This is a genomic window from Pseudarthrobacter sp. H2, assembly GCF_050157045.1.
Classification (GTDB): domain Bacteria; phylum Actinomycetota; class Actinomycetes; order Actinomycetales; family Micrococcaceae; genus Arthrobacter.
The window spans coordinates 3,971,121-3,993,973 of the sequence record NZ_CP189594.1 but is presented as its reverse complement, the minus strand read 5'-3'; the positions used below and the strand labels follow the sequence as shown (position 1 = coordinate 3,993,973).

The following is a 22,853-nucleotide window of genomic DNA, read 5'->3' as shown; positions in this document are numbered from 1 at the left end:
CTCAGGTGCCCAGGCATCGTCGCAGTGGCACGTCGCCGGGCGGGCTTCCGGTCGTTATTGATCGCATGATCAATAACGTTGAGAAAATTACTCTAGACTGGTTTGTGATGTCAAGTACTACCCAGAAACGCGCTGCCCGGAAAACGCCGGCGGAACGCGCTGCCGAAATCGCCGAAGCCGCCGAGGAACTGGCGCGCGAGCGGGGGCTTACCGCGGTCACGCTGCGCAACGTGGCGGCCCAGGTCGGCGTGGCTTCAGGGCTGGTTGCGCACTACCAGCCCAATATGGATGCCCTGGTGGCAGGCACGTTTACGACGATCGTCGCAGCGGAGACCGAGGAAGTAGTGGCCATGCTGGATCGGCTTCCGGCTCCGCTGGAACGGCTCGGGATGCTTCTGGACACCCTCACGGGCGGCAGCCGCCTGGATGTGACTGCGGTCTGGGTGGAGGCATGGGCCCTGGGACGCCGGAACGAGACGCTGGCAGGCTGCGTTCGCGAGCAAATGGATGCCTGGCAGACGGTGCTTCAGGGAATTATCGAAGCCGGCGTCGCGGCCGGCGAGTTCGAGACGTCCGACGCCCCGTCCGTGGCCTGGCAGATCCTTGGCATGATCGACGGTCTGAATGCCCAGGCGCTGGTGCGCTGGGACGGTGTCAGTAACCGCGGCACACATTTTGCCCGTGCGGTGGAAGGAATGGTGGGCGCGGCCCGCGGCTCCCTGCTGCCACCCATCGACCGCATTCACAACGTCGATGGGAAGAACGCCTAGGAAGCGCGTGCCAGCTGCCGGATCGGGATCCAGCGGGAGGCCAGCCGGCGGTAGGCCGCGGCCGCCCCCGTCATGTCACCCTCGGCAAGGCACTCGATGCCGAGCCTGACATCGAGCGGGGAATCATCCGGATAGACCTTGTCCGCCACCGCGCCGTAGTCGAGCTCCACCACCGAATCCTGATGGAAGAGTTCAATCCAGTCGGTGAGCTGGGTCAGGTCCTCCAGCATGTCCAGGTCCGGGGCGGCGAGGGCCAGATGGGCCACCGCATAGCGGACCCGCTCGAGGGCCTCGCGGATCGTGGCCCGGATGCGCACGGTGACGATGTGTCCCTCCGATTCGACAACATCCGTGGGGTCCGATTCCTGGAACAGGCAGAACCAGCTGAACGGGATGCCCCAGGTGGAGGCCCGGGTGTGGACGCGGCCCAGCCCGGCGTGCGCCCGGGCCTCGTCGATGCGCTCCTGGTGCCGTTCGCGTTGTTCCTCCGGGATCAGCAGCGCGGCGAGGGGCCCGTGGATTCCCTCCATCAGGGCATTTGCCGCCAGCCCGGCCCGGAGCACCAGCTGGCTCGGGCAATACAGCAGCAACGCACCGGCGGCACCCTGCGGGCCTTCGGCGGAAGCGGCGTCCGGCGTCGGGGGTCCGGGCGGGCTGGTCCTGCCCGGTGCCTCGACGACGCGCACCAGATCCGTCCGGCCGGTGGGAAACGGGTCCCCGCCCGGGCGGGTGATGCGGCCCAGGGAGGCGAGCAGTTCGGCGTTCTCCACCGCGGCCCGGGAGGCCTTATGGGCGGCCGCGGCCCGCAGTACCGTCTGCTGGTCCGCGGGGAAGGCCGCCAGGGGTTCATAGATCCGAAGCGCGGAAGAGAACGGCAGGCCGGCCTGCCCGCGGTAGAGGTTTCCCGTCACCGGATCACGACGCTTCCCTGGCCGGCCCGCATCAGTCGGTCAGCTCCACGACCACCGGGGCATGGTCCGAGGCGCCCTTGCCCTTGCGCTCCTCGCGGTCGATCAGCGCGCCGCTGACCCGGGACGCCAGTGCGGGGGAGGCCAGGATGAAGTCGATCCGCATGCCTTCCTTCTTCGGGAACCGCAGCTGGGTGTAATCCCAGTAGGTGTACACGCCCGGGCCCGGGGTGTGCGGGCGGACAACATCGGTGAACCCGGCGTTTTCAAAGGCCCGGAAGGCGGCCCGTTCCGGCTCGCTGACGTGGGTGAGGCCTTCGGCGCGGAAATAGTCGATGTCCCACACGTCCTCGTCCTGCGGGGCGATGTTCCAGTCGCCCATCAGCGCGATCTGCGCTTCCGGGTCTTCCCTGACCCAGCCCTCGGCGTGGACCCGCAGGGTGTCCAGCCAGCTGAGCTTGTACGGCATGTGTTCGTCGTCGAGCGCCCGCCCGTTGGGGACGTAGAGGCTCCAGACGCGGACGCCCCCGCAGGTGGCGCCGATCGCGCGGGCCTCCTGCACGGCGTCCTTGCCGTTCTTGCCGAAGACGGGCTGGTCCATGAAGGTCCGTTCGACGTCGTCGAGCCCAACGCGGGACGCGATGGCCACCCCGTTCCATTGGCTCAGGCCGAAATGCGCCACCTCATAGCCGTTGTTCTCGAACAGCTCCCACGGGAAATTGTCGTCCTTGCACTTGGTTTCCTGGATGGCCAGGACATCACAGTCGGTGCGCTGGAGCCAGGCCTCAACACGGTCGGCGCGGGCACGGAGGGAATTCACATTCCAGGTAGCAATCTTCACAGTTCCTAACTTACCGAACTTGGCCGCCGGAGGCGGTGGCGGCCCTGCCTCCGGGCGCGCAACGGGGGCACTTTGCCGCCGACACGCCGTCGGGATAGCCGCTACCGGCCGGATCGGGCCCCAAAGCAGCCCCCGACGGCGGCGCCGGCGCGCCCGGAGGCGCCCAAAGCAGCCCCGGACCGCGGCGCCCGCGCGGCCGCCGGCCGGCCCCGCACCCTCTGGAAATTAGTAGGAAGTCCGAGTATATTCGGCTGGAGAGATGATGTACATCACATACATAAGGAGCATTCGGCCATGGTTCGTGAGCTTTCCCATTACATCGGCGGGCAACGGGTGGACGGCACCTCGGGACGGTTCGGCGACGTCTACGATCCGTGCACCGGCGAGGTCCAGGCCAGGGTTCCGCTGGCCAGCACCGAGGAGGTCCGCAACGTGATCGCCAGCGCGGAGAAGGGCCAGCTCGAATGGGCCGCCATGAACCCGCAGCGCCGCGGCCGGATCCTGCTCAAGTTCGTGGACCTGGTCAACGAGAACATCGACGAGCTCGCCACACTGCTGTCGTCGGAGCACGGCAAGACCCTGCCGGACGCGAAGGGCGACATCCAGCGCGGCATCGAGGTGGTCGAGTTCTCCGCGGGCGCCCCGCACCTGCTCAAAGGCGAGTTCTCGGACAGCGCCGGCACCGGCGTCGACGTCCACTCGCTGCGCCAGCCGCTCGGCGTCGTCGCAGGCATCACCCCGTTCAACTTCCCGGCCATGATCCCGCTCTGGAAGTCCGGCCCCGCGCTCGCTGCCGGCAACTCCTTCATCCTCAAGCCCTCCGAACGGGACCCCTCCGTGCCGCTGCGCCTTGCCGAGCTGTTCACCGAGGCCGGCCTGCCCGACGGGGTGTTCAACGTGGTCAACGGGGACAAGGAAGCCGTGGACGCGCTGCTGGAGGATGAGCGGGTCAAGGCGATCGGCTTCGTCGGCTCCACCCCGATCGCGCAGTACATCTACGCCACCGCCGCCGCGCACGGCAAGCGTGCCCAGTGCTTCGGCGGGGCAAAGAACCACATGGTGATCATGCCGGACGCCGACCTGGAGATGGCCGCCGATGCCCTGATGGGCGCCGGTTTCGGCTCCGCGGGCGAACGCTGCATGGCGATCTCGGTGGCAGTGCCCGTGGGCAAGGCCACCGCCGACGCGCTCGTGGCCAAGCTGCAGGAGCGGATCAAGGACCTCAAGGTCGGCCACAGCCTGGCCAAGGACTCGGACTTCGGCCCCGTGGTGGCGCCCTCCGCGAAGGAACGGATCGAAGGCTACATCGCCTCCGGCGTGGAGGAAGGCGCCAGCCTGCTGGCCGACGGCCGCGGGCTGAAGGTCGAGGGCTATGACGGCGGCTTCTGGGTGGGCCCGACGCTCTTCGACAACGTCACCAAGGAGATGAAGATCTACAAGGAGGAGATCTTCGGCCCGGTGCTGAGCGTGCTCCGCGCGGAGGACTACGACGAAGCCCTCCGGCTGTGCAGCGAGAACGAGTTCGGCAACGGCGTGGCGATCTTCACCCGCGACGGCGACGCCGCCCGCGACTTCGCCAGCCGCGTCCAGGTGGGCATGGTGGGCATCAACGTCCCCATCCCGGTGCCGATCGCCTACTTCTCCTTCGGCGGCTGGAAGGCCTCCGGCTTCGGGGACCTCAACCAGCACGGCGCCGACGCGTTCCGCTTCTACACCAAGACCAAGACGGTCACCACGCGCTGGCCTTCAGGCATCCGCACGGGCGCGAGCTTCGTGATGCCGGAAGGCAGCTGATGGCTGGGAAACACTTAGGGGAAACCCAACCAGCTGAGGTCCTGTTCGAGCGGCGCGGCCGCCTCGGCGTCGTCACGCTGAACCGGCCCCGGGCCGTCAACGCCCTCACCGCCGGCATGGCCGCGGCGATGCTGGAGCAGCTCACAGCCTGGGCGGACGACGACGGCGTGGCCACGGTGCTGGTCCGCGGCGCAGGTGACCGCGGCCTGTGCGCCGGCGGCGACATCGTGGCCATCTACCAGGACATGCTGGCCGGCGGCGGCGCCACGGCGGAGTTCTGGGCCGAGGAGTACCGGCTGAACGCCCTGATTGATTCCTACCCCAAGCCCTACGTGGCCTTCATGGACGGGCTGGTCCTGGGCGGCGGCGTGGGGATTTCCGCGCACGGCTCGGTCCGGATCGTCACCGAACGCACCCGGACGGGGATGCCGGAAACCACCATCGGCTTCGCCCCCGACGTCGGCGGAACGTTCCTGCTCGCCCGCTCGCCGGGGGAGTCCGGCACGCACGCGGCGCTGACCGGCGCGCACCTGGACGGCGCGGACGCGCTGTTCCTCGGCCTCGCCGATACCTTCGTGCCGTCCGGCCGGCTGGCGGAACTGGCGGCCGCGCTGGAAAGCGAGCCGGCGGAAGCCGCCGTCGGCCGCTTCGCGGAGCCGGCCCCGCCCTCCGCACTGGCGCAGCAGCGGGACTGGATCGACGCCTGCTATTCCGGTGACGACGCCGAGGAGATCCTGCGCCGGCTGCGCGCCGCCGGGGCGGCTGGCTCCGGGGAAGCAGTCGAGGCGGCCGCCGCGATCGAGGCCAAATCCCCGACGGCCGTGAAGGTGGCGCTGGCCTCCCTGCGCCGGGTCCGCGGGCTGGGCCTGGCCGAAGCCCTCGAACAGGAGTACCGCGTGGGACTGCGCTTCCTCGCCGGCGCCGACTTCCGTGAGGGCATCAGGGCGCAGGTGGTGGACAAGGACCGCACGCCGCGCTGGCGGCCGTCCACCCTCGCGGAGGTCACGGCGGACGACGTCGGGGCCTACTTTGCGCCGCTGGGCGACGGTGAACTGCAGCTATCTTCGAAGGAGACCAATCATGTCTGAGTCGGCGCAGCCTGAGACCACGCAGCCCGGGACGGCGCAGCCCGCGGGCCCCATCGCGTTCCTGGGCCTGGGCCACATGGGCGGCCCGATGGCCGTCAACCTCGTCAAGGCCGGGTACACCGTGACCGGCTTCGATGTGGTGCCGGCGGCGCTGGACGCCGCCCGCGCCCACAACATCCCCACGGCGGACACGGCTGCCGAAGCCGTCGCGGGTGCCGCCGTCGTGCTGACCATGCTGCCCAGTGGCAAGCACCTGTTGGACGCCTACCGCGGCACCGGCGGGGAGCCCGGGCTGCTGGAGGTCGCGGGACCGGGCACCATGTTCCTGGACTGCTCCACGATCAACGTCGACGAGGCCCGGGAGGCGGCCGAACTGGCCGTCGCGGCCGGCCACCGCTCCGTGGACGCGCCCGTGTCCGGCGGCGTGGTGGGGGCCGAGGCAGGCACCCTGACGTTCATGGTCGGGGCGCCGGAGGAGGACTTCGGGGCCGTCCGGCCGCTGCTGGAGGTGATGGGCAGGCGCGTGGTCCACTGCGGCGGGCACGGCGCGGGACAGGCGGCGAAGATCTGCAACAACCTGATCCTCGGCGTCTCCATGATCGCCGTCAGCGAGGCGTTCGTGCTCGGCGAGAAACTGGGGCTGACCCACCAGGCGCTGTTCGACGTCGCCTCCGCGGCCTCGGGGCAGTGCTGGGCGCTGACCACCAACTGTCCCGTGCCCGGGCCGGTGCCGACCAGCCCGGCCAACCGCGACTACCAGCCCGGATTCGCCGGAGCGCTCATGGCCAAGGACCTGAAACTGGCCCTGAACGCGCTGGAAAGCACCGGCGTCGCGGCCCGGCTGGGGCCGCTGGCCTCGGAAATCTACGATACCTTTGCCGCGGAGGGCGGCGCGGGCCGGGACTTCTCCGGCATCATCACCGACATCCGGGACAAGTCCGCGCACTAGGCGGACGGCACCGGCGGACCAGCAGCAGCAGCACCGAACCAGCAGCAGCCGAAGGGGACAGGCATGACGGAACAGTACGCGAACATTCTGGTGGAACACCGCGGCCGGGTGGGCCTCGTGACGCTCAACCGGCCCAAGGCGCTGAACGCCCTGGACCAGGCCACCATGGACGAACTGGTGGCAGCCGTGACGGCCATGGACGCCGACCCCGGGGTGGGCGCGGTGGTGCTCACCGGCTCCGCCAAGGCCTTCGCCGCCGGCGCGGACATCAAGGAGATGGCCGCCAAGGGCTACATGGACATGTACGCGGCAGACTGGTTCCGCGGCTGGGAGGACTTCACCCGGCTGCGCATCCCGGTGGTGGCGGCGGTGTCCGGCTTCGCCCTCGGCGGCGGCTGCGAACTGGCGATGATGTGCGACTTCATCATCGCCGGGGACAACGCCCAGTTCGGCCAGCCGGAGATCAACCTGGGCGTCCTGCCGGGAATGGGCGGCTCGCAGCGGCTCACCCGCGCGGTGGGCAAGGCCAAGGCCATGGACATGATCCTGACCGGGCGCTTCATGGGCGCCGAGGAGGCCGAACGGTCAGGACTGGTGTCCCGCGTGGTGCCGGCCGCGGACGTCGTGGACGAGGCGCTGAAGGCCGCCGCGGTGATCGCGTCAAAGTCCAGGCCCGTGGCGATGCTGGCCAAGGAAGCCGTCAACGCTGCCTTCGAAACGGGTCTGGCGCAGGGCGTGCAGTTCGAACGCCGCCTCTTCCACTCGCTGTTCGCCACGGAGGACCAGAAGGAAGGCATGGCGGCCTTCAGCGAGAAGCGCCTGGCCGAGTTCAGGCACCGCTGACCCCTGGGTTCAAGCACCCCCGCCCCGGGCCGCCTACTTCCGCCGGGCCCGCAGCACGGAATCCGTCACGGTGACGGGGTTCCCGGCCGGATCCTCCGCGGGCCGCGGCCGGGCCTCGCACACCAGGATCTCCCATTCCTCGGGGTCAAGGTCGGCGGCAATTTCCTCCGCGGCGAAAAGCAGGCCCGGCGACGACGGGCGGGGGACACCCGCGCCCAGGTCCGTCGGATGATGGCCAACGATCAAGAGGGTTCCTCCGGGTGCCACCGCCGCGGCGAGCCGTTGATACAGTGCGGTCCGCTCCGGGGCGGGCACGTGCATGAACTGGACCGACACGAGATCGAACGTCCCGGCCGGCGGCGGTGAGCTGGTGAGGTCCTGGTGGGCCCACGTGATTTGCCCGGCCACTTCCGCGTCCTCCGCGGCCCTGGCGGCGGCGCGGGCCAGCGCCACGGAGGAAATGTCCACTGCCGTGACCCTCCAGCCGTGGCGCGCCAGCCAGGTCGAGTCCGCGCCCTCTCCGCTGCCCACGTCAAGTGCCGAGCCGGGCCGGAGCCCTGCTGCCTCGGCCACGAGCTGCGGGTTGGGGCTGCGGCTCCATACGGAGCCGTGCTGCCGGTAGCGCTCGTCCCAGAAGGCTTCGCCGAACGGTACGGTCATCATGATGGCTTGCCTTCCGCCGATGTGGACAAGACCGCTACACACAGTTTCGGTCATTCCGGTGTCCTGGGGAAGATCAGCGAGCCGGCGGCGAACTGGTCTTTTTTGTGCTGCTTGCATATGCGCTGTTGTCGGCGTTCCGCAGCAGGGACCGTGAATAACGCGCGGACGTCTAAATCGGAACTACTGCGTTTTGGGGAGGCAGGCCCGGCAACGCGGGTGGTCAAAACGACCCTTGGCGACGTGCGTCGGAGCGCCGTCCGGATCCGGGCGCCGAAGTTTTTGGAGGTGGTGTTGAGGCCGGCGCAGCCGCCTAATGATCGATTGGTTTTTCCGTTGCCGGGTGTTTCTCCTCGGCCAGGTGGCGGCCCTGTTTCAAATAGTGCGCGAGTTTTTCTTCGCCGTAGGCGCGGCGTTGCCCGATGGATGATCGCATGCCGTGGGCTCGGGGGCTGTCTTGTTCCAAAAGGGCGGAACGGGACTGGACGGAATAAGTGGTTTTCAGACCAGGCCCTCTGACCCGCAGACTCAGGCCGGGGGAGGGCGTTTTCAGTAAGCGGCAGCGAAAGACGCCGCAATCCGCTCCAGCGCCTCTTCCTTGGACACACCGAGCATCTCGGCGATCATTCTTACCATCGCCTCGCTCACTCGGCCGAGCGCGACGATGGCCTCAGAGGATCCGCCCGGAAGATCGCCGGTAATGACTGTGAAGGCGTGCGGGTCGTCGTAGACGAAAGTCGTGAGGATTCCTACGCCCAGACCTAAAAGTTCGTCGGGATTCGGTCGTTTCTCGTTCATCGCCAGCTCCTTGAGTTGGATCGAAGGCGGGCAACTCAGCCGCCTCCATAACCTTCATGTGTAGGGACAGGTGGCCGGGCCTGGTTCAGTCGTCGCTGCCGCCGCTGTGATCGCCGTGGCCACCGCTGTTGTCGCCGGGCCCGGGCGCCTTCCGAAGCGCGCTCTTGTCGGCCTCTATTCCGCCGTTATCGCCCGGATCAGGAGAACGGAAGGGCGACCGGCAGCCCGGAAGGCTGGTGGGACGGGCCTGGCGGACGGAGGTTTTTACCCGCAGGGCCTCCGGTCCACTTCAGGGCCAGGCAGGCGTCGAGTCGACCTTGTTTCCGGTCGCGGCCGCGGTCCTCGTGCTGAGAACCGTGATCTTGATGGGGTGCGGGGTTGACACTCAGGGGTGGTCGCCTGCCACACGATCGTGGCCGGTTTCGGCGTCGCGGAGTCCCGGTCGACGGTCTGTGCCGGACAGCCGTCCACTGGTCGTTTCAACCGTTGTTCTCTCATGACAATTCCTTCGCTAAATTCTGCGCCGAATACCCTCAGAAGGCCCTGACCTGGTCGATAAAGGTGTTGGGCTAAGGTTCCCCATTTGCCGCGGAACATGCCACGGGACCTTGGTCCTACGACGACAGAGCAGTTCTACGCGAGATTGGTCCTACCGCGACGGAGTATCCATCCGACGTTGGTCCTAGGACTACCCGCGGCCGGTCGGGTGCGCTCAATGCCCCCGCACACACGCCCCAGTGTGCTGCTGCCCACCGGCGTGGAGTGGGCAGTCCCTACAAGTGCTACTGGACCCCTAGGTTTGCACAGGGTCGCTGATGAACCCTGTGAGAGACGAAGTCAGGTACTTGACGGGAGGATCTGCGATGGCAAGTTCGCATGGGGAGGCTCGACGCTCCATCCGTCGAACTGATGCCGGTGCCCGTCGACGAGCCCTGAGTCGGCCGTCCCCGCCTCCGGCCAGACATCGCGGTCGAAGGAGTACGTGGTGAACGCGCCATTGCAGGTTCCCGCCCGTACCGAGTGTCTGCGGAGCGTGTCTGTGACGAAGGCTGTTTCGGCGTTCCTGGCTGCCGGCCTGGTCGTGCTCACCGCCGTCGGCTTCGTGTTGGCGCTGGCCCTGCGGCAGACCGCAACCGCAGAGGCCATCGAGCAGGCTCGCCAGTTGACCAGTCTTGAGGCGACGGAGGTCGTGGGCGACGTCCTGACCGACGAAGCTCTCGTGCCCGGGCCGGCTTTTGACAATCTGGACCGGGTAGTCCGCCAGCACGTGATGACCAGTGGGATTGTGCGCGTCAAGGTCTGGGACGCGAGCGGGCGCATCGTGTACTCCGACGATCACTCACTCGTCGGGCTGAGCTTTCCGCTTGCCAGCGACGAGCTTGCCGTGCTCAGGTCCGGTGGCTCGTCGGCGGAGGTCAGCGACCTGACCGACGCCGAGAACCAGGGCGAGAAGACGTACGGAACACTCCTCCAGGTCTACTTGGGTGTCAGGACCCCGACCGGCCAGCGGCTGATGTTTGAGACGTACCAGCCGTATCAGGTCATAACCGACGCGAGCCAGCGGTTGTGGCTGGCAAGCCTGCCGGTGCTGCTCGGCGGACTCGTCCTGCTCTATCTCGTGCAGGCCCCGCTCGCGTACCGCATGGCCCGTCGCCTCAAACGCAGCCAGGAAGAGCGTGAAGCCATGCTCGTCGCTTCCCTGGCCGCATCCGACAATGAGCGGGCGATGATCGCCGCCGACCTGCACGACGGGATCGTGCAAGGCCTCGCCGGCGCCTCCTACTCACTGAGCGCCGCGGCTGAGCGGACCCGCGGGAGCGATGCGGCCACGGCGCAGGTCATGACCGCGACTGCGGCGGACCTTCGCCGCTGGTTGCGCGAGCTGCGCAGCCTTGTCGTCACCATCACTCCGCCGCTGCTGCATGTACAAGGCCTCGCCACGGCACTTGACGACCTCGCCGCCACCCTCACGGTGCGCGGTCTCGCCGTGACGGTTGAGGTGACCGATACCGAGCAGCTCGATGATAAGACCGAGGCGCTCATTTACCGGGCCGCGCAGGAGGCGGTGCGCAACATTGTGCGGCACGCCGACGCCCATTCAGTCACAATGAGGGTCGCCCGCAGCGGCAGCGCAAGCCCGGGGCGGCGCGATGAGACACTCGTGCTTCGTGTACACGACGACGGCTGCGGCTTCGAACCCGGCTGCACCGCCGCTCGAAGCCGCGGGAGCGTCGGCCTAGAACTTCTCAGCGCGCTGGCCTCTTCGCACGGTGGCAAGCTGACCGTTCACGCATCCCCCGGCGGGGGCACGGAGCTCGTCCTGTCGGTGCCTCTCGTCCATGCGACTGCACCTCCCCCGGGGGATCCGGCGCAGGAACCGGCCAAGACGATGGCCTTTCCATGATCCGGGTCCTGGTCGTGGACGACCACGCGATCGTAAGGCGCGGCCTGAGCGACCTGCTGAGCGCCGCCGAGGGCATCGAGGTCGTCGGGGCGATCGCCGATGGCTCACTGGCAACAGGGTCCGTCGTTACGGATCTTGAGCCGGACATCGTATTGATGGACATGTCCATGCCAGGTCTTAACGGTATCGACGCGACCCGCGCGATCCTTGCGGTCCGGCCCGGCACCAAGGTCATCATCTTGACATCGTTCAGCGAGAACGCGCGCATCCTGTCCGCCCTCGAAGCCGGGGCGGTCGGCTACCTGCTCAAAGATGCCGAGCCCGAGGACATCATCAAAGCACTGCGCGACGCCGCCGCCGGCGGTGTCCCACTGTCACCGATGGCCGCCCGCGCGCTACTGCCGGGCAACCGGCCCGTCGGCACTGGCACCTCAGCCAGGCTCTCGGCGCGTGAGCGCGAGGTCCTGTCGCTGGTCGCGGTCGGTCTGCCGAACAAGAGCATCGCCCGGCGGCTCACCATCAGCGAGAAAACCGTCAAGGCGCACCTGACGCGCGTCTTCACCGCCCTCGGCGTCACAGACCGCACCTCGGCTGCCTTGTGGGCCCAGCGGCAGGGAATCGCCTTAGATCCTGTGCCGGATACCGGATTGCCGGTCGCTTGCAGGGCCGGCAGCCGTTCATAGTCACGGACGCATCAGCGGTCCCGGGCGATCCAGGCCAGGGTCCGCTCGACCACCCACAGCGGGGCCGGACCAAAACTACTTTTGTGCTGGCTGCCCACCTGCGTGAATCAAACCACCGGCCAACCGTTGCATGCAACGCCCGGTTTAGGGGAGTCGATGAGGGCGCGGACAGAAACGCCACCCGGCAGCAGGCCGGGTGGCGTTTCTTACCCTGTTGTCTTGCTGGCGGTCACAGACCGGACCGCTGCGGGTGTTTACTTCCCGGAGTTGTTGCGGTCGTTGTTGTTGGTGCTGCCATGCTGTTTGTCGGAGTTGTTGTTGCCGTTCTCGGTGTTGGTGATGGAGGCGACGGCACCGGTCTGTTCGTTGAGCAGGACCTTGTCGTTGCGCTGGTTGTCGAAGTTGAACATGGCGTTCACCGAGCCGGCGGTGGCGTCGGCGGAGGCGTTGCCGATCTGGCCGGTGTGCCAGTTGTCTTCGATGAGCGCAGGATCGATGCCTGGTCGGTCTGGGTGTGGTCCACGTAATTCTTCTTCGCGTAGGGGGAGATGACCACGAGCGGTTGGAGCGGGCCGGGGCCGCAGCGGTCAGCGTAGCCGCCGGCCATCGGGATTCCGCTGGCTGCGGCGTTCTGGCACCAGGCGGCGTCGTCGGCGGTGTTGGAGGAGTTCTTTACCTTGGCGGCGACGTGGTCGTACCAGCCGTCCGAGTCGTCGTAGGCCAGCACCACGGCCGTGTTGTCCCAGTTCTTGGATTTCTGGATCTGGTTCACGGTGTTGGTGATGAAGTTCTGCTCGTCGACCGGTTCAGAGTAGGCGGCGTGGCCGTCCTGGTACATGCCGGCCTTCAGGAAGGACACGGCGGGCATGTTGTCGGTGTTGACGACCTTGTTGAACGCGGTGAGGTCGTACTGGTGGTTCGCCTGGCCGTTGTGGCCGATTTCCGCGTCGGACGCCGGTGCCAGGTGGTGCGGGTTTGCGGTGGAGGCGTGGTACTGGAACGGCTGGTGGTGCGGGGAGTAATCCGTGACGCTGGCGCTGGCGGCGTTGGTGTGGCTGGACAGGCACGACGCCGGCCTGGCCGGAACGCCGCCGGGGCCTGGCGTGTCGTGGGCCGGCTGCCAGGTTGCCTTACCTGGCGGGGATGACGGTGGCTTCGTAGGTGAGGATTTCGGTGCCGTTGCCTTCGTCACCGTTATCGGGGGCCACCTTCATGGTGAGGTGGTTCCCGTCGGCGGTCATCTTGAACGGGTTGCGGGTGGCCACGTGGCCGGCGGTGGACCACTGCTGGAAGGGAACGTCGCGGATCACGCTGTGGGACTTGAGGTCGATCATCGCCATGCCGCCGAGCTCGTAGGTGGCACCGGCGCCCCCTGCCGCCGGGGTCTGCGGGAGGTTGGTGATCCCGTCGCAGAGCATCTTCGAGTTAGGCACGTACTGGCAGTCCTGGTAGTCGATGAAGAAGTTCGGGTTATCCCAGGTGGACAGCTGCTTGCCCTGCAGATCCCATTCCGCGAAGCGGCGCGATCCCCAGCTGTTGCCGACCAGGTGGCCGCTCTGTTTGTCCATCACGATGCCGCCGAAGTGGTCCTTGACCTCGAACTGCTTGTGCACGTCGAGGGTATTCGCGTCGACACTGTAGATGATGGCGCTGCTGTCGGGGCGGTACTGGGCTACGGGGATCCAGACGTTGGTGCCGTCGAAGTCGATGCCGCCCGGGTGGTACATGTCACCCTCGCCCAGGATGATGTCCTTTTGGAGATTGCCGACCTTGTCCATGACGAACAGGTGGCCGATGCCCTTGCCGGGGGTGCGGTCGAACCCGTTCTGCGGGGTCGGGAACTTCTTGGTCGGTTCGATGATCTGAACGGCCGAGAGGAAGATGTGGTCCTGGCTGTAGGCGATTCCCTCCGTGTGGTACGTGGGAAAATTCAGCTTCAGCTTGCCGGTTTGCTGCCAGTTCGTGTTCCGGTCAATGCCGTTGAAGGCGTCGGCCAGGGCCGTGTTCGTTTCACTGTGGTTGCCGGATTCGGCGTTGTTGCCCTCGTGCTGGTCATTGTTGCCTGCGGCCTGGGCGGCCGCTGTGCCGCCGATTGCGGACGCGGCCAGGATGATGGCTGCGGCGGCCGTGAGGATGCCTCGGGTGCGAGTCGTGCTCATTGGGGAGCCTCTCAAAGGTTGGGTCACAACAGGAGAGCCCCAAGTTACTTGTTGGTAATGAACCCTCTGTGGCGGGTTGGTGAACAGCAGACTGAGGCGCGGCTGGTTCCTCAAACGGGAGACCGGCTCACGTCGGACCCGTGAACCACGCCGCCGGTAGCGTATTGAAAGTATTCAAGGTGAACCAACAATGGGCCGGCCTCGTCCTATGTTTAGGGAGGTGGAGATGCCTGACGAGGAGGCTGAGCTGCTGCGGTCGCTGAACGAGGCGTACGGTCCGGGGCTGTGGCGATTCGTCACCAGACTCACCGGGAACGGCATGCTCGCGGACGACGTCGTACAGGAGACTTTGATCCGCGCCTGGCAGCATCCAGCAGTTCTGGAGCGCAGCGAGCCCGCGGTGCGGGCCTGGCTGTACACGGTCGCCCGCCATCTGGTCATTGATGAGCGGCGAAGCGCCCGCCGCCGGCACGAAATCGGAGCAGACCCGCTGCCGGACATTCCGGCGGCGGATCAGATCGACAGGGTCCTGGACGGGTGGCTGGTGTCGGATGCCCTGGCCGGGTTGTCCGCCGAGCACCGGGAGGTCATCCTGCGCTCGTACTATCAGCGGCAGACGACAGCCGAGATCGCGCAGAGCCTGCAGTTGGCCGAGGGCACGGTGAAGTCCAGGCTGCACTATGCGCTGAGGGCACTCCGGCTCGCCCTGCAGGAAAGGGGAGTGACTCTATGAGCCCGAACGGAGCCGACAAGTACCGCCAGTGGGACGCCGCCTACGTGCTGGGATCCTTGGGCCGCTTGGAGCGCCGCGAGTTCGAGCAGCACCTGGCCGGATGTGCCGGATGCAGGGCAGCCGTGGCCGAATTTGCCGGGCTGCCGTCCCTGCTGGACGCCCTGACACCCCAGGAGGCCCAGGCCTTGGGGCCGACCGGCGTCCCCGTTCCGGCGGAGCTGCCCCCCGGACTGGCGGAAAAGGTCCGCCGGAGGCGCCAGCGCACGCGCCTGGCCGTTGCCGGGCTCGTGCTGGGGGCCAGCGCGGCCTCGGGCGCGGCGACAGCAACGGTCACACTTCCGGAGCGTCCGGCCGTGCAGTCACAAACCGCGACGGTCACGGAGCTGAACTTCACCCCTGTCGTGAACAGCGCCCCGGCTGCGAAAGGGTCCATCACCGGGCAGGCGTGGGGAACACGGATCGACTGGGAGTGCCGCTACGCGCTCTCAGCCGACGGGTACCCGTCGAAGACAGAATCCGGCGATGTCAGGAGGACAGGACCCGGCGAGGCCGCCGCGTCCGAGGTCTACAACCTGGTGGTGGTTGACTCCCGGGGCGTGACGACACAAGTGGCAAGCTGGACTGCGGGCCCAGGGACTGTCGTGACACCCGCGGCGACCACCAGCATCCGCCGGGAAGACATCCGTCAGGTCGAAATCCGTGCTGCCGGCACCGGCACGGTGCTGCTGACGGCACGGCCCTAATCCCGGGCGGCCGTGCGGAACAAACACGGGCCGGGGGATTCCGTGGCCAACCCCGGCCATGAAGACCCGTGTCATTGCGTGGATCAGTACCCCGAAGTTGCCCCGCTGACCTTGTCCCCATCGGGGGCAACGGCCCACCAGATCCCGCCAACGCCCTGGCCCTTGACATCCCCGGGCGCCGTGTCCTTGCTGTACGTGTACACCGGCAGGCCGTTGACAGTCACCTGCATCGTGCCGTCATCTCTTGTAATGGTTCCGGCCTTGCCTGTCACCCCGTCAACCTCAGGCCTCGATGACGCGGCCTTGACCGCCGGCCACATCGCGGCACACCCGCCAGTGCAGGCACTCTTGCCCGAGTTGGCCGTGTCCTTATCGAAGTAGTACGCCGTCATACCGCGGCCATCCACCACAACTGTCCCCAATGAGGTGCTGCTGGTTTTCAGGACCGACGCGGAGGCGGAGGCAGACCTCGAACCGGGGCTTGCCCCCGCACCGGCCGACGAAGAAGCGGCCGAAGATGTCGGCGGCGGCGCCGTGGCCGCAGGCGTCGACGACTGCCCACACCCTGTCAGGGCCGCCAAGCCCACAGCGCCGAACAGCACAACACGACCGAAGTTTCGTTTCATGATCAATTCCTGACTTCTCGTCCTGGCGGCCGGATTTACCAACCACCGATGACACGATGTCGGAAGCCCAACGGTTCACAGGACCAGCGCGACCATCCGCCGAATGCGATCCGGGGAATCCGACGGAAGCGAGTGGGGCTTGGCCTTTTCCGGACAAGGGGCCGCGCAGCTCAATCGGGAGCTGCGGCAAGCACAACCAAAGACACGCAGCCGGGCGCCAGTGACGGTGCTGGCAAGACCGGCGTCAGCAGGAAAGAAGCGGCGGCTGCTGCGGGCGCGAGCCGAAGGAGCGCGTAACTGTGGGACAACGGCCTGATCCAGGCCAACGGCCGCGCCGGCCCGTCACTCCGGCCGGCCGACGACGACCTGCGCGGGACTGTGGGTGACGTAGCCGTTGAGCCAGGAAAACAGTGCGCGGATCTTCTGCTGGAATCCGGGCAGGAGGGCGAGGTGCACCAGGAGCCAGGACACGAAAGCCAGCGGCCCCTGCAACTGGATGCGCTTGCGCCCGATCTCGGCGACGGCAGCGCCCCGGCCGACCATCGCCATGTACCCCTTGTCGAAGTATTCGAAAGGCCGCCGGGTACCGCCGGTGAGGTCGGCGTAGATGTTGCGGGCCGCCCACTTCCCGGCCTGCTGAGCGACGGAGCCCAGCTGCGGTAGCTTAGCCCCGGTCGAATCGGTCATGTTGGCCGCGTCGCCGACGACATACACGCCCTCGATATCCGGCGCCGTCAGGTCCGGGCGGACATCGATGCGCCCTCCCCTGCCCTGCGCCAGGCCGGAGCCGGCAATGATCCCTCCGGCCTTCAGGCCGCCGGCCCACACCACAACCCGGCCGGGTATGACGGTCCCGTCGGCGAGGGTGACGCCGTCGGTGCGGACCTCCGTGACGCCGACTCCCAGGTGGAGCTGGACTCCGATCTTCGTCAGGCGTTGCCTGGTGTATTCCTGCGACTTTGCCGAAAACGCATTCAGCACGGTCGGGACCATGTCCACCAGGTGGACACGGCACCGGGCTGCGAGCTCCGGCGAAAAGTACTTGGGCACCACGAACTTGACGTTTTCCGCCATGGCGCCGGCGGTCTCCACGCCTGTCGGGCCGCTGCCGACGACGACCACGTCCACGGAGCCGCCGGACTCCCGATCGGCCTGGTCCAGCAGTTGGGTCAGCCTGCTACCCAGCCGGGTGGCGTCGGTGACCGAATACAACGGGAAGGCATGTTCCTCCGCGCCCGGCGTATTGAAAAAGTTCGGCACGGCGCCTGCCGCAATGACCAGGACCTCGGCACGGAACGTGTCGCCCTCGGCGGTGGTGACGGCGCGGTTGGCTGCATCGACCGCTGCCACTTCCGCGGTGAGCACCCTCACGGGCCTGAGACGGCGGAAAACGGACCGCAGCGGCCGCGCAATGGCCGACACCCCGATCTGTGACGTCGCGACCTGGTAAAGGAGCGGCTGGAACTGGTGATAGTTGTTGGAGTCGATGAGCAGCACGTTTACGCCCTTGCGGCCAAGTGCCTTGGCAGCCGTCATGCCGGCGAACCCGGCCCCGACCACGATGACCTGATATGTATCCTCCATCCGAGCAACCTACTCCACCTGGAGTCGGTGCAACAGTGCCCGCGGTGACGCAGAGAAAACCTCCCCGTAGCCGGATACGTTGCCTCAGATGAAAACCTCCGCGTAGCGGCGTGGTTTCCGGCGTCGGTAAAGGTGACCGGCCGGCCCCTTCTGGCGACATCGTGGTCAGCTTCCCGGCACCGTTCCAATCGCTGGGGCCAGTCCCCGGCTAGGCTGCGCTGATCCCGAACAGGCCGATGATCAGGCCCATGACCGTGAGTGTCGCCAGCTCGTGGGCGCAGTTCAGGACCGTCAGGCCGGCGGGGCGGCCTTCGAAGGCGTCGTGGGTGATGAACCGGGCCGCCGTGAAGCCGGCCCAGAGGATGACGGCCGTGACCAGGGTGTTGGCCAGGAAGTTCCCGCCGTAGAAGTGCTGGGAGATGGCTGCGGAACCGGCCAGGACCCAGGCGCTGACGAAACTGACCAGCAGCGTGACCAGGATGGGCTTGACGGCGGCACGGGCGTCCCCGGGGCCGCCGGGCCCCCCGGATCCACCGAATTCCCTGTCCTGAGTGACCTTGGCGACGCGCCTCCAGTAGTTGCCGAACACCCTGGGCGTGCACCAGACGGACCCGACCACCATGCTGGAGAGCGTGGCCAGCAGTACCGCCCAGAAGTTGATTTCCGGAATCATTGTGTTCTCCTCAGGTCCAGGCCCCGTTCAGCCGAACGCTCCGCTCCACCGAAGTCTAGGGGATGGCCGGGCCGCGGTCAGCGGAAGCAGGCCCGGATCTCACAGGACCTTTGAAAGGAACTCCCGGGTCCGGGCGTGCTGGGGGTCAGCGATCACCTGGCGCGGGTCGCCGCTTTCGACGACGACGCCGCCGTCCATGAAGGTCAGCGTGTCACCGACCTCCCGGGCGAAGCCGATCTCGTGGGTCACGACGATCATGGTCATGCCGGACTTGGCCAGATCCTTCATCACGTTGAGGACATCACCCACCAGTTCGGGGTCGAGGGCGGAGGTGGGCTCGTCGAAAAGCATCAGTTCCGGGTCCATGGCCAGTGCACGGGCAATGGCCACGCGCTGCTGTTGGCCGCCCGAGAGCTGGGCGGGATAGTGATAGGCATGGTTGGCCAGGCCGACCCTGTCCAGCAACTCCATTGCCCTCGTCCGGGCCTTCGCCTTGGACTGGCCTTTGACCTGGGTGGGTGCCTCGATGATGTTCTGCAGCGCGGTGCGGTGGGCGAAGAGGTTGAATTTCTGGAACACCATGCCGATGTCCCGCCGCTGAGCTGCTATCTCCTTGGTGGTGAGGTCATGGAGGCGCCCACGGCTTTCGCGGTAGCCGATGAGGTCATCGCTGACGCGGATCCGGCCGGCGCTGATGGTCTCGAGCATGTTGATGCAGCGCAGCAGCGTGGACTTCCCGGACCCGGACGGCCCGACCAGCACTGAAACCTCGCCCTGCCTGACAGTCATGTCAATGCCGCGGAGCACGTGGTGGCTGCCAAAGTACTTGTGGACGCCGTCAATCCGGACGAGGGCCTCCTTCGTCACGACGTCACTGGTGATGGTCACAGAACCTCATCCTCTTTCCTGGGTGCGTGGGGTGCCGGCGTGGCGGGGACGCTGACGGGGGCTCGTAAGGATTTGACCGGCGCGGGAACGAGGTTGTCCACGCCCTTGCCGAAGTGGCGTTCGATGTAGAACTGACCCACCATGAGAACGCTGGTGATAACGAGGTACCAGACCGCCGCGACGATCAGCAGGGGAATGGGCAGGTAGCTCCTGTTGGCGATTCCGTTGGTGGCGAAGGTGAGATCCAGGGTGAAAGGCACTGCCAGGACCAGCGAGGTGGTCTTGAGCATTCCGATGGTTTCATTGCCGGTCGGGGGAACGATTACGCGCATGGCCTGGGGCAGGATAATGCGCCACATGATCTTGGACTTGCGCATGCCCAAAGCCTCGGCGGCTTCCATCTGGCCCGGGTCGACCGATTTCAGGCCCGCCCTGAAGATCTCGGCAAGGTACGCGGACTCGTTCAATCCCAGGCCCAGGACCGCCGCCACGAAGGCGGTGATCACATCCTGTGTGCTGAAGCTGAACAGCTCGGGCCCGAACGGAACGCCCACGGCGATCTTGGGATAGAGCACCGAAATGAGGCCCCAGAAGACGAGCTGGGTGTAGACCGGCGTTCCGCGGAAGAACCAGACCCAGGCCCAGCTCACGCCCCGGAACAGCGGGTTGTCGGACTGGCGCATGAAGGCGAGCAGCACGGCCAGCACAATGGCGATTACCATCGAGAGCACCGTGAGGAGCAGCGTCCAGCCGATGCCTTGGACCACCAAAACGTCCAGGAGGTACTTCCCCACCGTCTCCCAGCGGAAGTTGGCGTTGGTAAACACGCTCTGGGTCATGATGGCGACGAACAGCAGGATGATAGCGCCCGCTGCCCATCGGCCGGGGTGCCGGACCGGAACGGCGCTGATGAGTTCCGGTCCCCGGCGTCGTTGCCCGGGCTGGACGGTTGCGGTCTCGCCCTGGGTCAGGGTGCTCAACTGCCCACCACCACCGGGTTCACTTCAGACGTGGTCACGGCGCCCTTGGAGTTGTTCCATTTGTCCAGGATTTTCCCGTAGGTGCCATCGCTGATGAGCTTGTTCATGACCTTGCCGACGAGTTCGGACAACGCAGTGTCCGACTTCGCAATGGCAATTCCCTGCGGTGCGGCGTCGTAGACTTCGCCCAGCGTCTGGAGTTTGTCCCCGGTCTGCGACAGGGCGTAACCGATGACCGGCGAGTCTGCGGCCATGGTGTCGATGCTGCCGTTGACCAGGCGCGTGGTGACGTCTGTCTGGTTCTTCAGCGTGACGATGTCGATGGCGGGCTTGCCCTCGGCGACGCACTTGCGGGAGCGGCCGGACACATCAGGATCCTCCTCTACGGTGCCGGTCTGGACTCCCACCTTCTTGCCGCAGATATCCTCCACAGCGAAGTTCTTCGGGTTGCCCTTGGCCACGGCCCACAGCACGCCTGCATTGAAATAGCTGACAAAATTCACGGTCTGGGCGCGCTCGGGGTTGATGGTGAACGAGGAGATCCCGAGATCGTACTTGGGGCCCAGCGCCGGCAGGATGCCGGTGAACTCCGCCGTCTCAACCTTGGTGCTCAGGCCGAGGGTGGCACCGACCGCTTTGGCGATGTCGACGTCGTAGCCCTGCGGGGTCTGGCCATCGGCACCCAGGAATTCGGCGGGGGCGTAGGACGTGTCGGAGCCGACGGTCAGGACGCCTTTTGCCTTCAGCGCCGGGGAAACCAACGCGGCCAGTGCTTCGTCCTTCTGGATTGCCGAGGGGTCGAAGCCGTCAGGCCCCGACGAGGAGCCTGCGGCGGTCTGCGAGGCGTTGGTGCAAGCGGTGAGGGCCAGTGCGGTGGCTGCGACAACGGCAGCGAGCCTCAGCGACGGCATGGAGGAAGACGGCATCTGTTTACCCTTTGAACTAGGTGGGAGCGGAGTGGCGGCAGCATTTCGCGTGTCCTGCGTCACCGCTGCGACAACACTACGGTTGGGTGATGTGCATCCTCAATGGCCAAAAAACCAACTTTTCATTGAAAAAACTCACAAAATGCTGATGTTGGATATACATTATGACAATGACCGCTCTCACTGACCTTGACCGTCGGCTCCTCTCCGCCCTCCGTGAGGACGGCAGGGCCTCGGTGGCCAGCCTGGCCCGCAGGCTCGATGTCGCCCGGGCCACCGTCAACAGCCGGCTGGAGCGGCTGGTGGCATCGGGGACCATCGTCGGCTTCACGGTCCGGGTGCGCGACGAGCTCGATCCCCTGGCGATCCATGCCATTGCCCTGATCGCCGTGGAAGGCAGGACCACGGACAGGGTCATCCGCCAGCTCAGGGGCTTTCCGGAAATCACGGCGCTGCACACCACCAACGGAGGTTGGGACCTGGTTGCAGAGCTCCGGACCGAGAGCCTCACAGAATTTGACCAGGTCCTGGGGCGGATCCGTGGGGTCGACGGCATCGTCAACAGCGAGACGAGCCTCCTGCTCAGCTCGGTGCTGCGCTAGGGACCCGGGGATCCAGAGGGCTCAACGTACACAATGCGCAAAATCTGTCGTCATTATGGTCAGCAACTCAACAAAAAGCTTGCTATTCGGCAATTGAGCCTGCATATCGCCGAACCTTAGAGTTGTGGCATCAGTTGTTGACTAGAGAATTAGGGGGCGCAGATGACGCGCTTTGTAGATGTTCACAACATGGTGCGCTGGGCTGCAGGACGCGGGCCGGAGGACATCATTTCCGGAATGATCCAGTACCTTGAAGATGATTTCCGGCGCTGGGAATCGTTCGACAAAACGCCCCGGGTCGCCAGCCACACGCCGTTCGGCGTCATCGAGCTCATGCCCACGAGCGACCACGAGACCTATGGTTTCAAGTACGTCAACGGGCACCCGTCCAACCCCGCGCGTGGCTTCCAGACCGTGACGGCGTTTGGCGTCCTGGCCGACGTCCACAACGGCTACCCCACGTTCCTTACCGAGATGACGGTGCTGACTGCGCTGCGCACCGCGGCGACGTCCGGCATGGTGGCGAAAAGGCTGGCCCGTGCCGACTCGCGCGTCATGGCGATGATCGGCAGCGGAAGCCAGTCCGAGTTCCAGGCCCTCGCGTTCCGCAGCGCCCTGGGTATTGCCACTCTCCGGGTATGGGACACCGATCCCGCCGCACTCGAGAAGTTCGTGGCCAATATGGCGCCCCTGGGCTTCGACATCACGATCGCCACGTCCGCAGCGGATGCGGTTCGCGGGGCCGATGTCATCACCACATGCACCGCGGACAAGGCGAACGCCACCGTCCTCACTGCGGATCTGATTGAACCGGGCGTCCACATCAACGCCATCGGCGGGGACTGCCCGGGGAAGACCGAGCTTGAACCGGCGATCCTCGGACTCGGAGACGTGTTCGTGGAGTACGCCCCGCAGACCCGCATCGAAGGGGAGATCCAGCACATGCCGGCCGACTATGGCGTCACGGAGTTCTGGCAGGTCCTGACGGACAGGGCGCCCGGGCGCACGGCCGCTGCACAGGTCACCATCTTCGACTCAGTCGGCTTTGCCATTGAGGATTTTTCCGCCCTGCGGTTCGTGCGCGACGCCGTCGGCGGCACCGACTTCTTCGTGGAGATCGACCTCGTGGCAAGCCCGGAGGACCCCAAGAACCTGTTCGGTCTCGTGGGTGCGCTCTCCCCGGTTGGCTCCTGAGCCTCCG

25 protein-coding genes are annotated in these 22,853 nt (G+C 66.6%); 12 read left to right on the top strand and 13 right to left on the bottom strand.

Features of this window, described 5'->3' with window-relative positions; all coding sequences use genetic code 11:
* Positions 1–107: 107 nt before the first annotated feature.
* Complete coding sequence (locus ACQCSZ_RS18480; protein WP_427005132.1) at positions 108–770, top strand: TetR/AcrR family transcriptional regulator; 663 nt, start codon at positions 108–110, stop codon at positions 768–770.
* Here ACQCSZ_RS18480 and ACQCSZ_RS18475 read toward each other — a convergent pair.
* Both ACQCSZ_RS18475 and ACQCSZ_RS18470 read right to left on the bottom strand, forming a co-directional pair.
* Positions 767–1,681 (bottom strand): hypothetical protein, encoded by a 915-nt coding sequence (locus ACQCSZ_RS18475; RefSeq protein ID WP_427005131.1) that lies wholly within the window; start codon positions 1,679–1,681, stop codon positions 767–769. The genes ACQCSZ_RS18480 and ACQCSZ_RS18475 overlap by 4 nt on opposite strands.
* A gap of 31 nt (positions 1,682–1,712) precedes the next feature.
* Positions 1,713–2,519 carry an exodeoxyribonuclease III gene (locus ACQCSZ_RS18470; RefSeq protein WP_427005130.1) on the bottom strand — a complete coding sequence of 269 codons (807 nt, stop codon included), beginning with the start codon at positions 2,517–2,519 and terminating at the stop codon, positions 1,713–1,715.
* Between the two features lie 294 nt (positions 2,520–2,813).
* On the opposite strand from ACQCSZ_RS18470, the gene ACQCSZ_RS18465 reads away from it, so the two are divergent.
* From ACQCSZ_RS18465 to ACQCSZ_RS18450, 4 genes are all read left to right on the top strand, one after another.
* A complete protein-coding gene (locus ACQCSZ_RS18465; RefSeq protein WP_427005129.1) occupies positions 2,814–4,313 on the top strand; it encodes a CoA-acylating methylmalonate-semialdehyde dehydrogenase in 1,500 nt (499 codons plus the stop codon).
* Positions 4,313–5,401 (top strand): enoyl-CoA hydratase/isomerase family protein, encoded by a 1,089-nt coding sequence (locus ACQCSZ_RS18460; protein ID WP_427005128.1) that lies wholly within the window; start codon positions 4,313–4,315, stop codon positions 5,399–5,401. The genes ACQCSZ_RS18465 and ACQCSZ_RS18460 overlap by 1 nt, the downstream gene beginning before the upstream one ends.
* Positions 5,394–6,350, top strand: coding sequence for a 3-hydroxyisobutyrate dehydrogenase (gene mmsB / locus ACQCSZ_RS18455; RefSeq protein ID WP_427005127.1), 957 nt, complete (start codon positions 5,394–5,396; stop codon positions 6,348–6,350). Before ACQCSZ_RS18460 ends, mmsB begins: the two co-directional genes overlap by 8 nt.
* Positions 6,351–6,413: 63 nt before the next feature.
* Positions 6,414–7,193, top strand: a complete 780-nt coding sequence (locus tag ACQCSZ_RS18450) for an enoyl-CoA hydratase (RefSeq protein ID WP_427005126.1) — start codon at positions 6,414–6,416, stop codon at positions 7,191–7,193.
* 33 nt (positions 7,194–7,226) lie between these two features.
* Here the strand turns inward: ACQCSZ_RS18450 and ACQCSZ_RS18445 are convergent, their stop codons facing one another.
* Together ACQCSZ_RS18445 and ACQCSZ_RS18440 are read right to left on the bottom strand one after the other, a co-directional pair.
* On the bottom strand, positions 7,227–7,856 hold the full coding sequence (locus ACQCSZ_RS18445; protein ID WP_427005125.1) for a class I SAM-dependent methyltransferase: 630 nt from the start codon (positions 7,854–7,856) through the stop codon (positions 7,227–7,229).
* A 546-nt stretch (positions 7,857–8,402) separates the two neighbouring features.
* Positions 8,403–8,651, bottom strand: coding sequence for a hypothetical protein (locus tag ACQCSZ_RS18440; protein ID WP_427005124.1), 249 nt, complete (start codon positions 8,649–8,651; stop codon positions 8,403–8,405).
* A gap of 985 nt (positions 8,652–9,636) precedes the next feature.
* On the opposite strand from ACQCSZ_RS18440, the gene ACQCSZ_RS18435 reads away from it, so the two are divergent.
* Positions 9,637–11,055: a sensor histidine kinase gene (locus ACQCSZ_RS18435; RefSeq protein ID WP_427005123.1), complete on the top strand. Its 1,419-nt coding sequence runs from the start codon at positions 9,637–9,639 to the stop codon at positions 11,053–11,055.
* Positions 11,052–11,738, top strand: coding sequence for a response regulator (locus ACQCSZ_RS18430; RefSeq protein ID WP_427005122.1), 687 nt, complete (start codon positions 11,052–11,054; stop codon positions 11,736–11,738). Before ACQCSZ_RS18435 ends, ACQCSZ_RS18430 begins: the two co-directional genes overlap by 4 nt.
* Positions 11,739–11,992: 254 nt before the next feature.
* Here the strand turns inward: ACQCSZ_RS18430 and ACQCSZ_RS18425 are convergent, their stop codons facing one another.
* From ACQCSZ_RS18425 to ACQCSZ_RS18415, 3 genes are read right to left on the bottom strand one after another with little or no spacing between them, the layout of a single operon-like run.
* Positions 11,993–12,148 carry a hypothetical protein gene (locus tag ACQCSZ_RS18425; protein ID WP_427005121.1) on the bottom strand — a complete coding sequence of 52 codons (156 nt, stop codon included), beginning with the start codon at positions 12,146–12,148 and terminating at the stop codon, positions 11,993–11,995.
* Positions 12,149–12,153: 5 nt separating this feature from the next.
* Positions 12,154–12,930 carry an alkaline phosphatase family protein gene (locus ACQCSZ_RS18420; protein WP_427005120.1) on the bottom strand — a complete coding sequence of 259 codons (777 nt, stop codon included), beginning with the start codon at positions 12,928–12,930 and terminating at the stop codon, positions 12,154–12,156.
* A complete protein-coding gene (locus tag ACQCSZ_RS18415) occupies positions 12,869–13,897 on the bottom strand; it encodes a DUF6454 family protein (protein ID WP_427005119.1) in 1,029 nt (342 codons plus the stop codon). The genes ACQCSZ_RS18420 and ACQCSZ_RS18415 overlap by 62 nt, the downstream gene beginning before the upstream one ends.
* A gap of 226 nt (positions 13,898–14,123) precedes the next feature.
* Here ACQCSZ_RS18415 and ACQCSZ_RS18410 point away from each other — a divergent pair, with 226 nt between their 5' ends.
* Positions 14,124–14,630, top strand: coding sequence for a sigma-70 family RNA polymerase sigma factor (locus ACQCSZ_RS18410; protein ID WP_427005118.1), 507 nt, complete (start codon positions 14,124–14,126; stop codon positions 14,628–14,630).
* Positions 14,627–15,373: an anti-sigma factor family protein gene (locus ACQCSZ_RS18405; protein WP_427005117.1), complete on the top strand. Its 747-nt coding sequence runs from the start codon at positions 14,627–14,629 to the stop codon at positions 15,371–15,373. The genes ACQCSZ_RS18410 and ACQCSZ_RS18405 overlap by 4 nt, the downstream gene beginning before the upstream one ends.
* A gap of 83 nt (positions 15,374–15,456) precedes the next feature.
* Here ACQCSZ_RS18405 and ACQCSZ_RS18400 read toward each other — a convergent pair whose 3' ends face one another.
* Positions 15,457–15,765: a COG4315 family predicted lipoprotein gene (locus tag ACQCSZ_RS18400; protein WP_427005116.1), complete on the bottom strand. Its 309-nt coding sequence runs from the start codon at positions 15,763–15,765 to the stop codon at positions 15,457–15,459.
* A 34-nt stretch (positions 15,766–15,799) separates the two neighbouring features.
* Here ACQCSZ_RS18400 and ACQCSZ_RS18395 point away from each other — a divergent pair, with 34 nt between their 5' ends.
* Positions 15,800–16,012 carry a hypothetical protein gene (locus ACQCSZ_RS18395; protein WP_427005115.1) on the top strand — a complete coding sequence of 71 codons (213 nt, stop codon included), beginning with the start codon at positions 15,800–15,802 and terminating at the stop codon, positions 16,010–16,012.
* Positions 16,013–16,341: 329 nt separating this feature from the next.
* Here ACQCSZ_RS18395 and ACQCSZ_RS18390 read toward each other — a convergent pair whose 3' ends face one another.
* The 5 genes from ACQCSZ_RS18390 to ACQCSZ_RS18370 form a co-directional block, all read right to left on the bottom strand.
* Positions 16,342–17,583: an NAD(P)/FAD-dependent oxidoreductase gene (locus tag ACQCSZ_RS18390; protein ID WP_427005114.1), complete on the bottom strand. Its 1,242-nt coding sequence runs from the start codon at positions 17,581–17,583 to the stop codon at positions 16,342–16,344.
* Positions 17,584–17,791: 208 nt separating this feature from the next.
* Positions 17,792–18,256, bottom strand: coding sequence for a DUF1761 domain-containing protein (locus ACQCSZ_RS18385; RefSeq protein WP_427005113.1), 465 nt, complete (start codon positions 18,254–18,256; stop codon positions 17,792–17,794).
* A 99-nt stretch (positions 18,257–18,355) separates the two neighbouring features.
* Positions 18,356–19,144, bottom strand: a complete 789-nt coding sequence (locus ACQCSZ_RS18380; RefSeq protein WP_427005112.1) for an amino acid ABC transporter ATP-binding protein — start codon at positions 19,142–19,144, stop codon at positions 18,356–18,358.
* A complete protein-coding gene (locus ACQCSZ_RS18375; protein WP_427008382.1) occupies positions 19,141–20,115 on the bottom strand; it encodes an amino acid ABC transporter permease in 975 nt (324 codons plus the stop codon). The genes ACQCSZ_RS18380 and ACQCSZ_RS18375 overlap by 4 nt, the downstream gene beginning before the upstream one ends.
* A 5-nt stretch (positions 20,116–20,120) precedes the next feature.
* A complete protein-coding gene (locus ACQCSZ_RS18370; protein WP_427005111.1) occupies positions 20,121–21,050 on the bottom strand; it encodes an ABC transporter substrate-binding protein in 930 nt (309 codons plus the stop codon).
* A gap of 170 nt (positions 21,051–21,220) precedes the next feature.
* Here ACQCSZ_RS18370 and ACQCSZ_RS18365 point away from each other — a divergent pair, with 170 nt between their 5' ends.
* Both ACQCSZ_RS18365 and ACQCSZ_RS18360 read left to right on the top strand, forming a co-directional pair.
* A complete protein-coding gene (locus ACQCSZ_RS18365; protein WP_427005110.1) occupies positions 21,221–21,652 on the top strand; it encodes an Lrp/AsnC family transcriptional regulator in 432 nt (143 codons plus the stop codon).
* 162 nt (positions 21,653–21,814) lie between these two features.
* Positions 21,815–22,846 carry an ornithine cyclodeaminase gene (locus ACQCSZ_RS18360; protein WP_427005109.1) on the top strand — a complete coding sequence of 344 codons (1,032 nt, stop codon included), beginning with the start codon at positions 21,815–21,817 and terminating at the stop codon, positions 22,844–22,846.
* Positions 22,847–22,853: the final 7 nt, after the last annotated feature.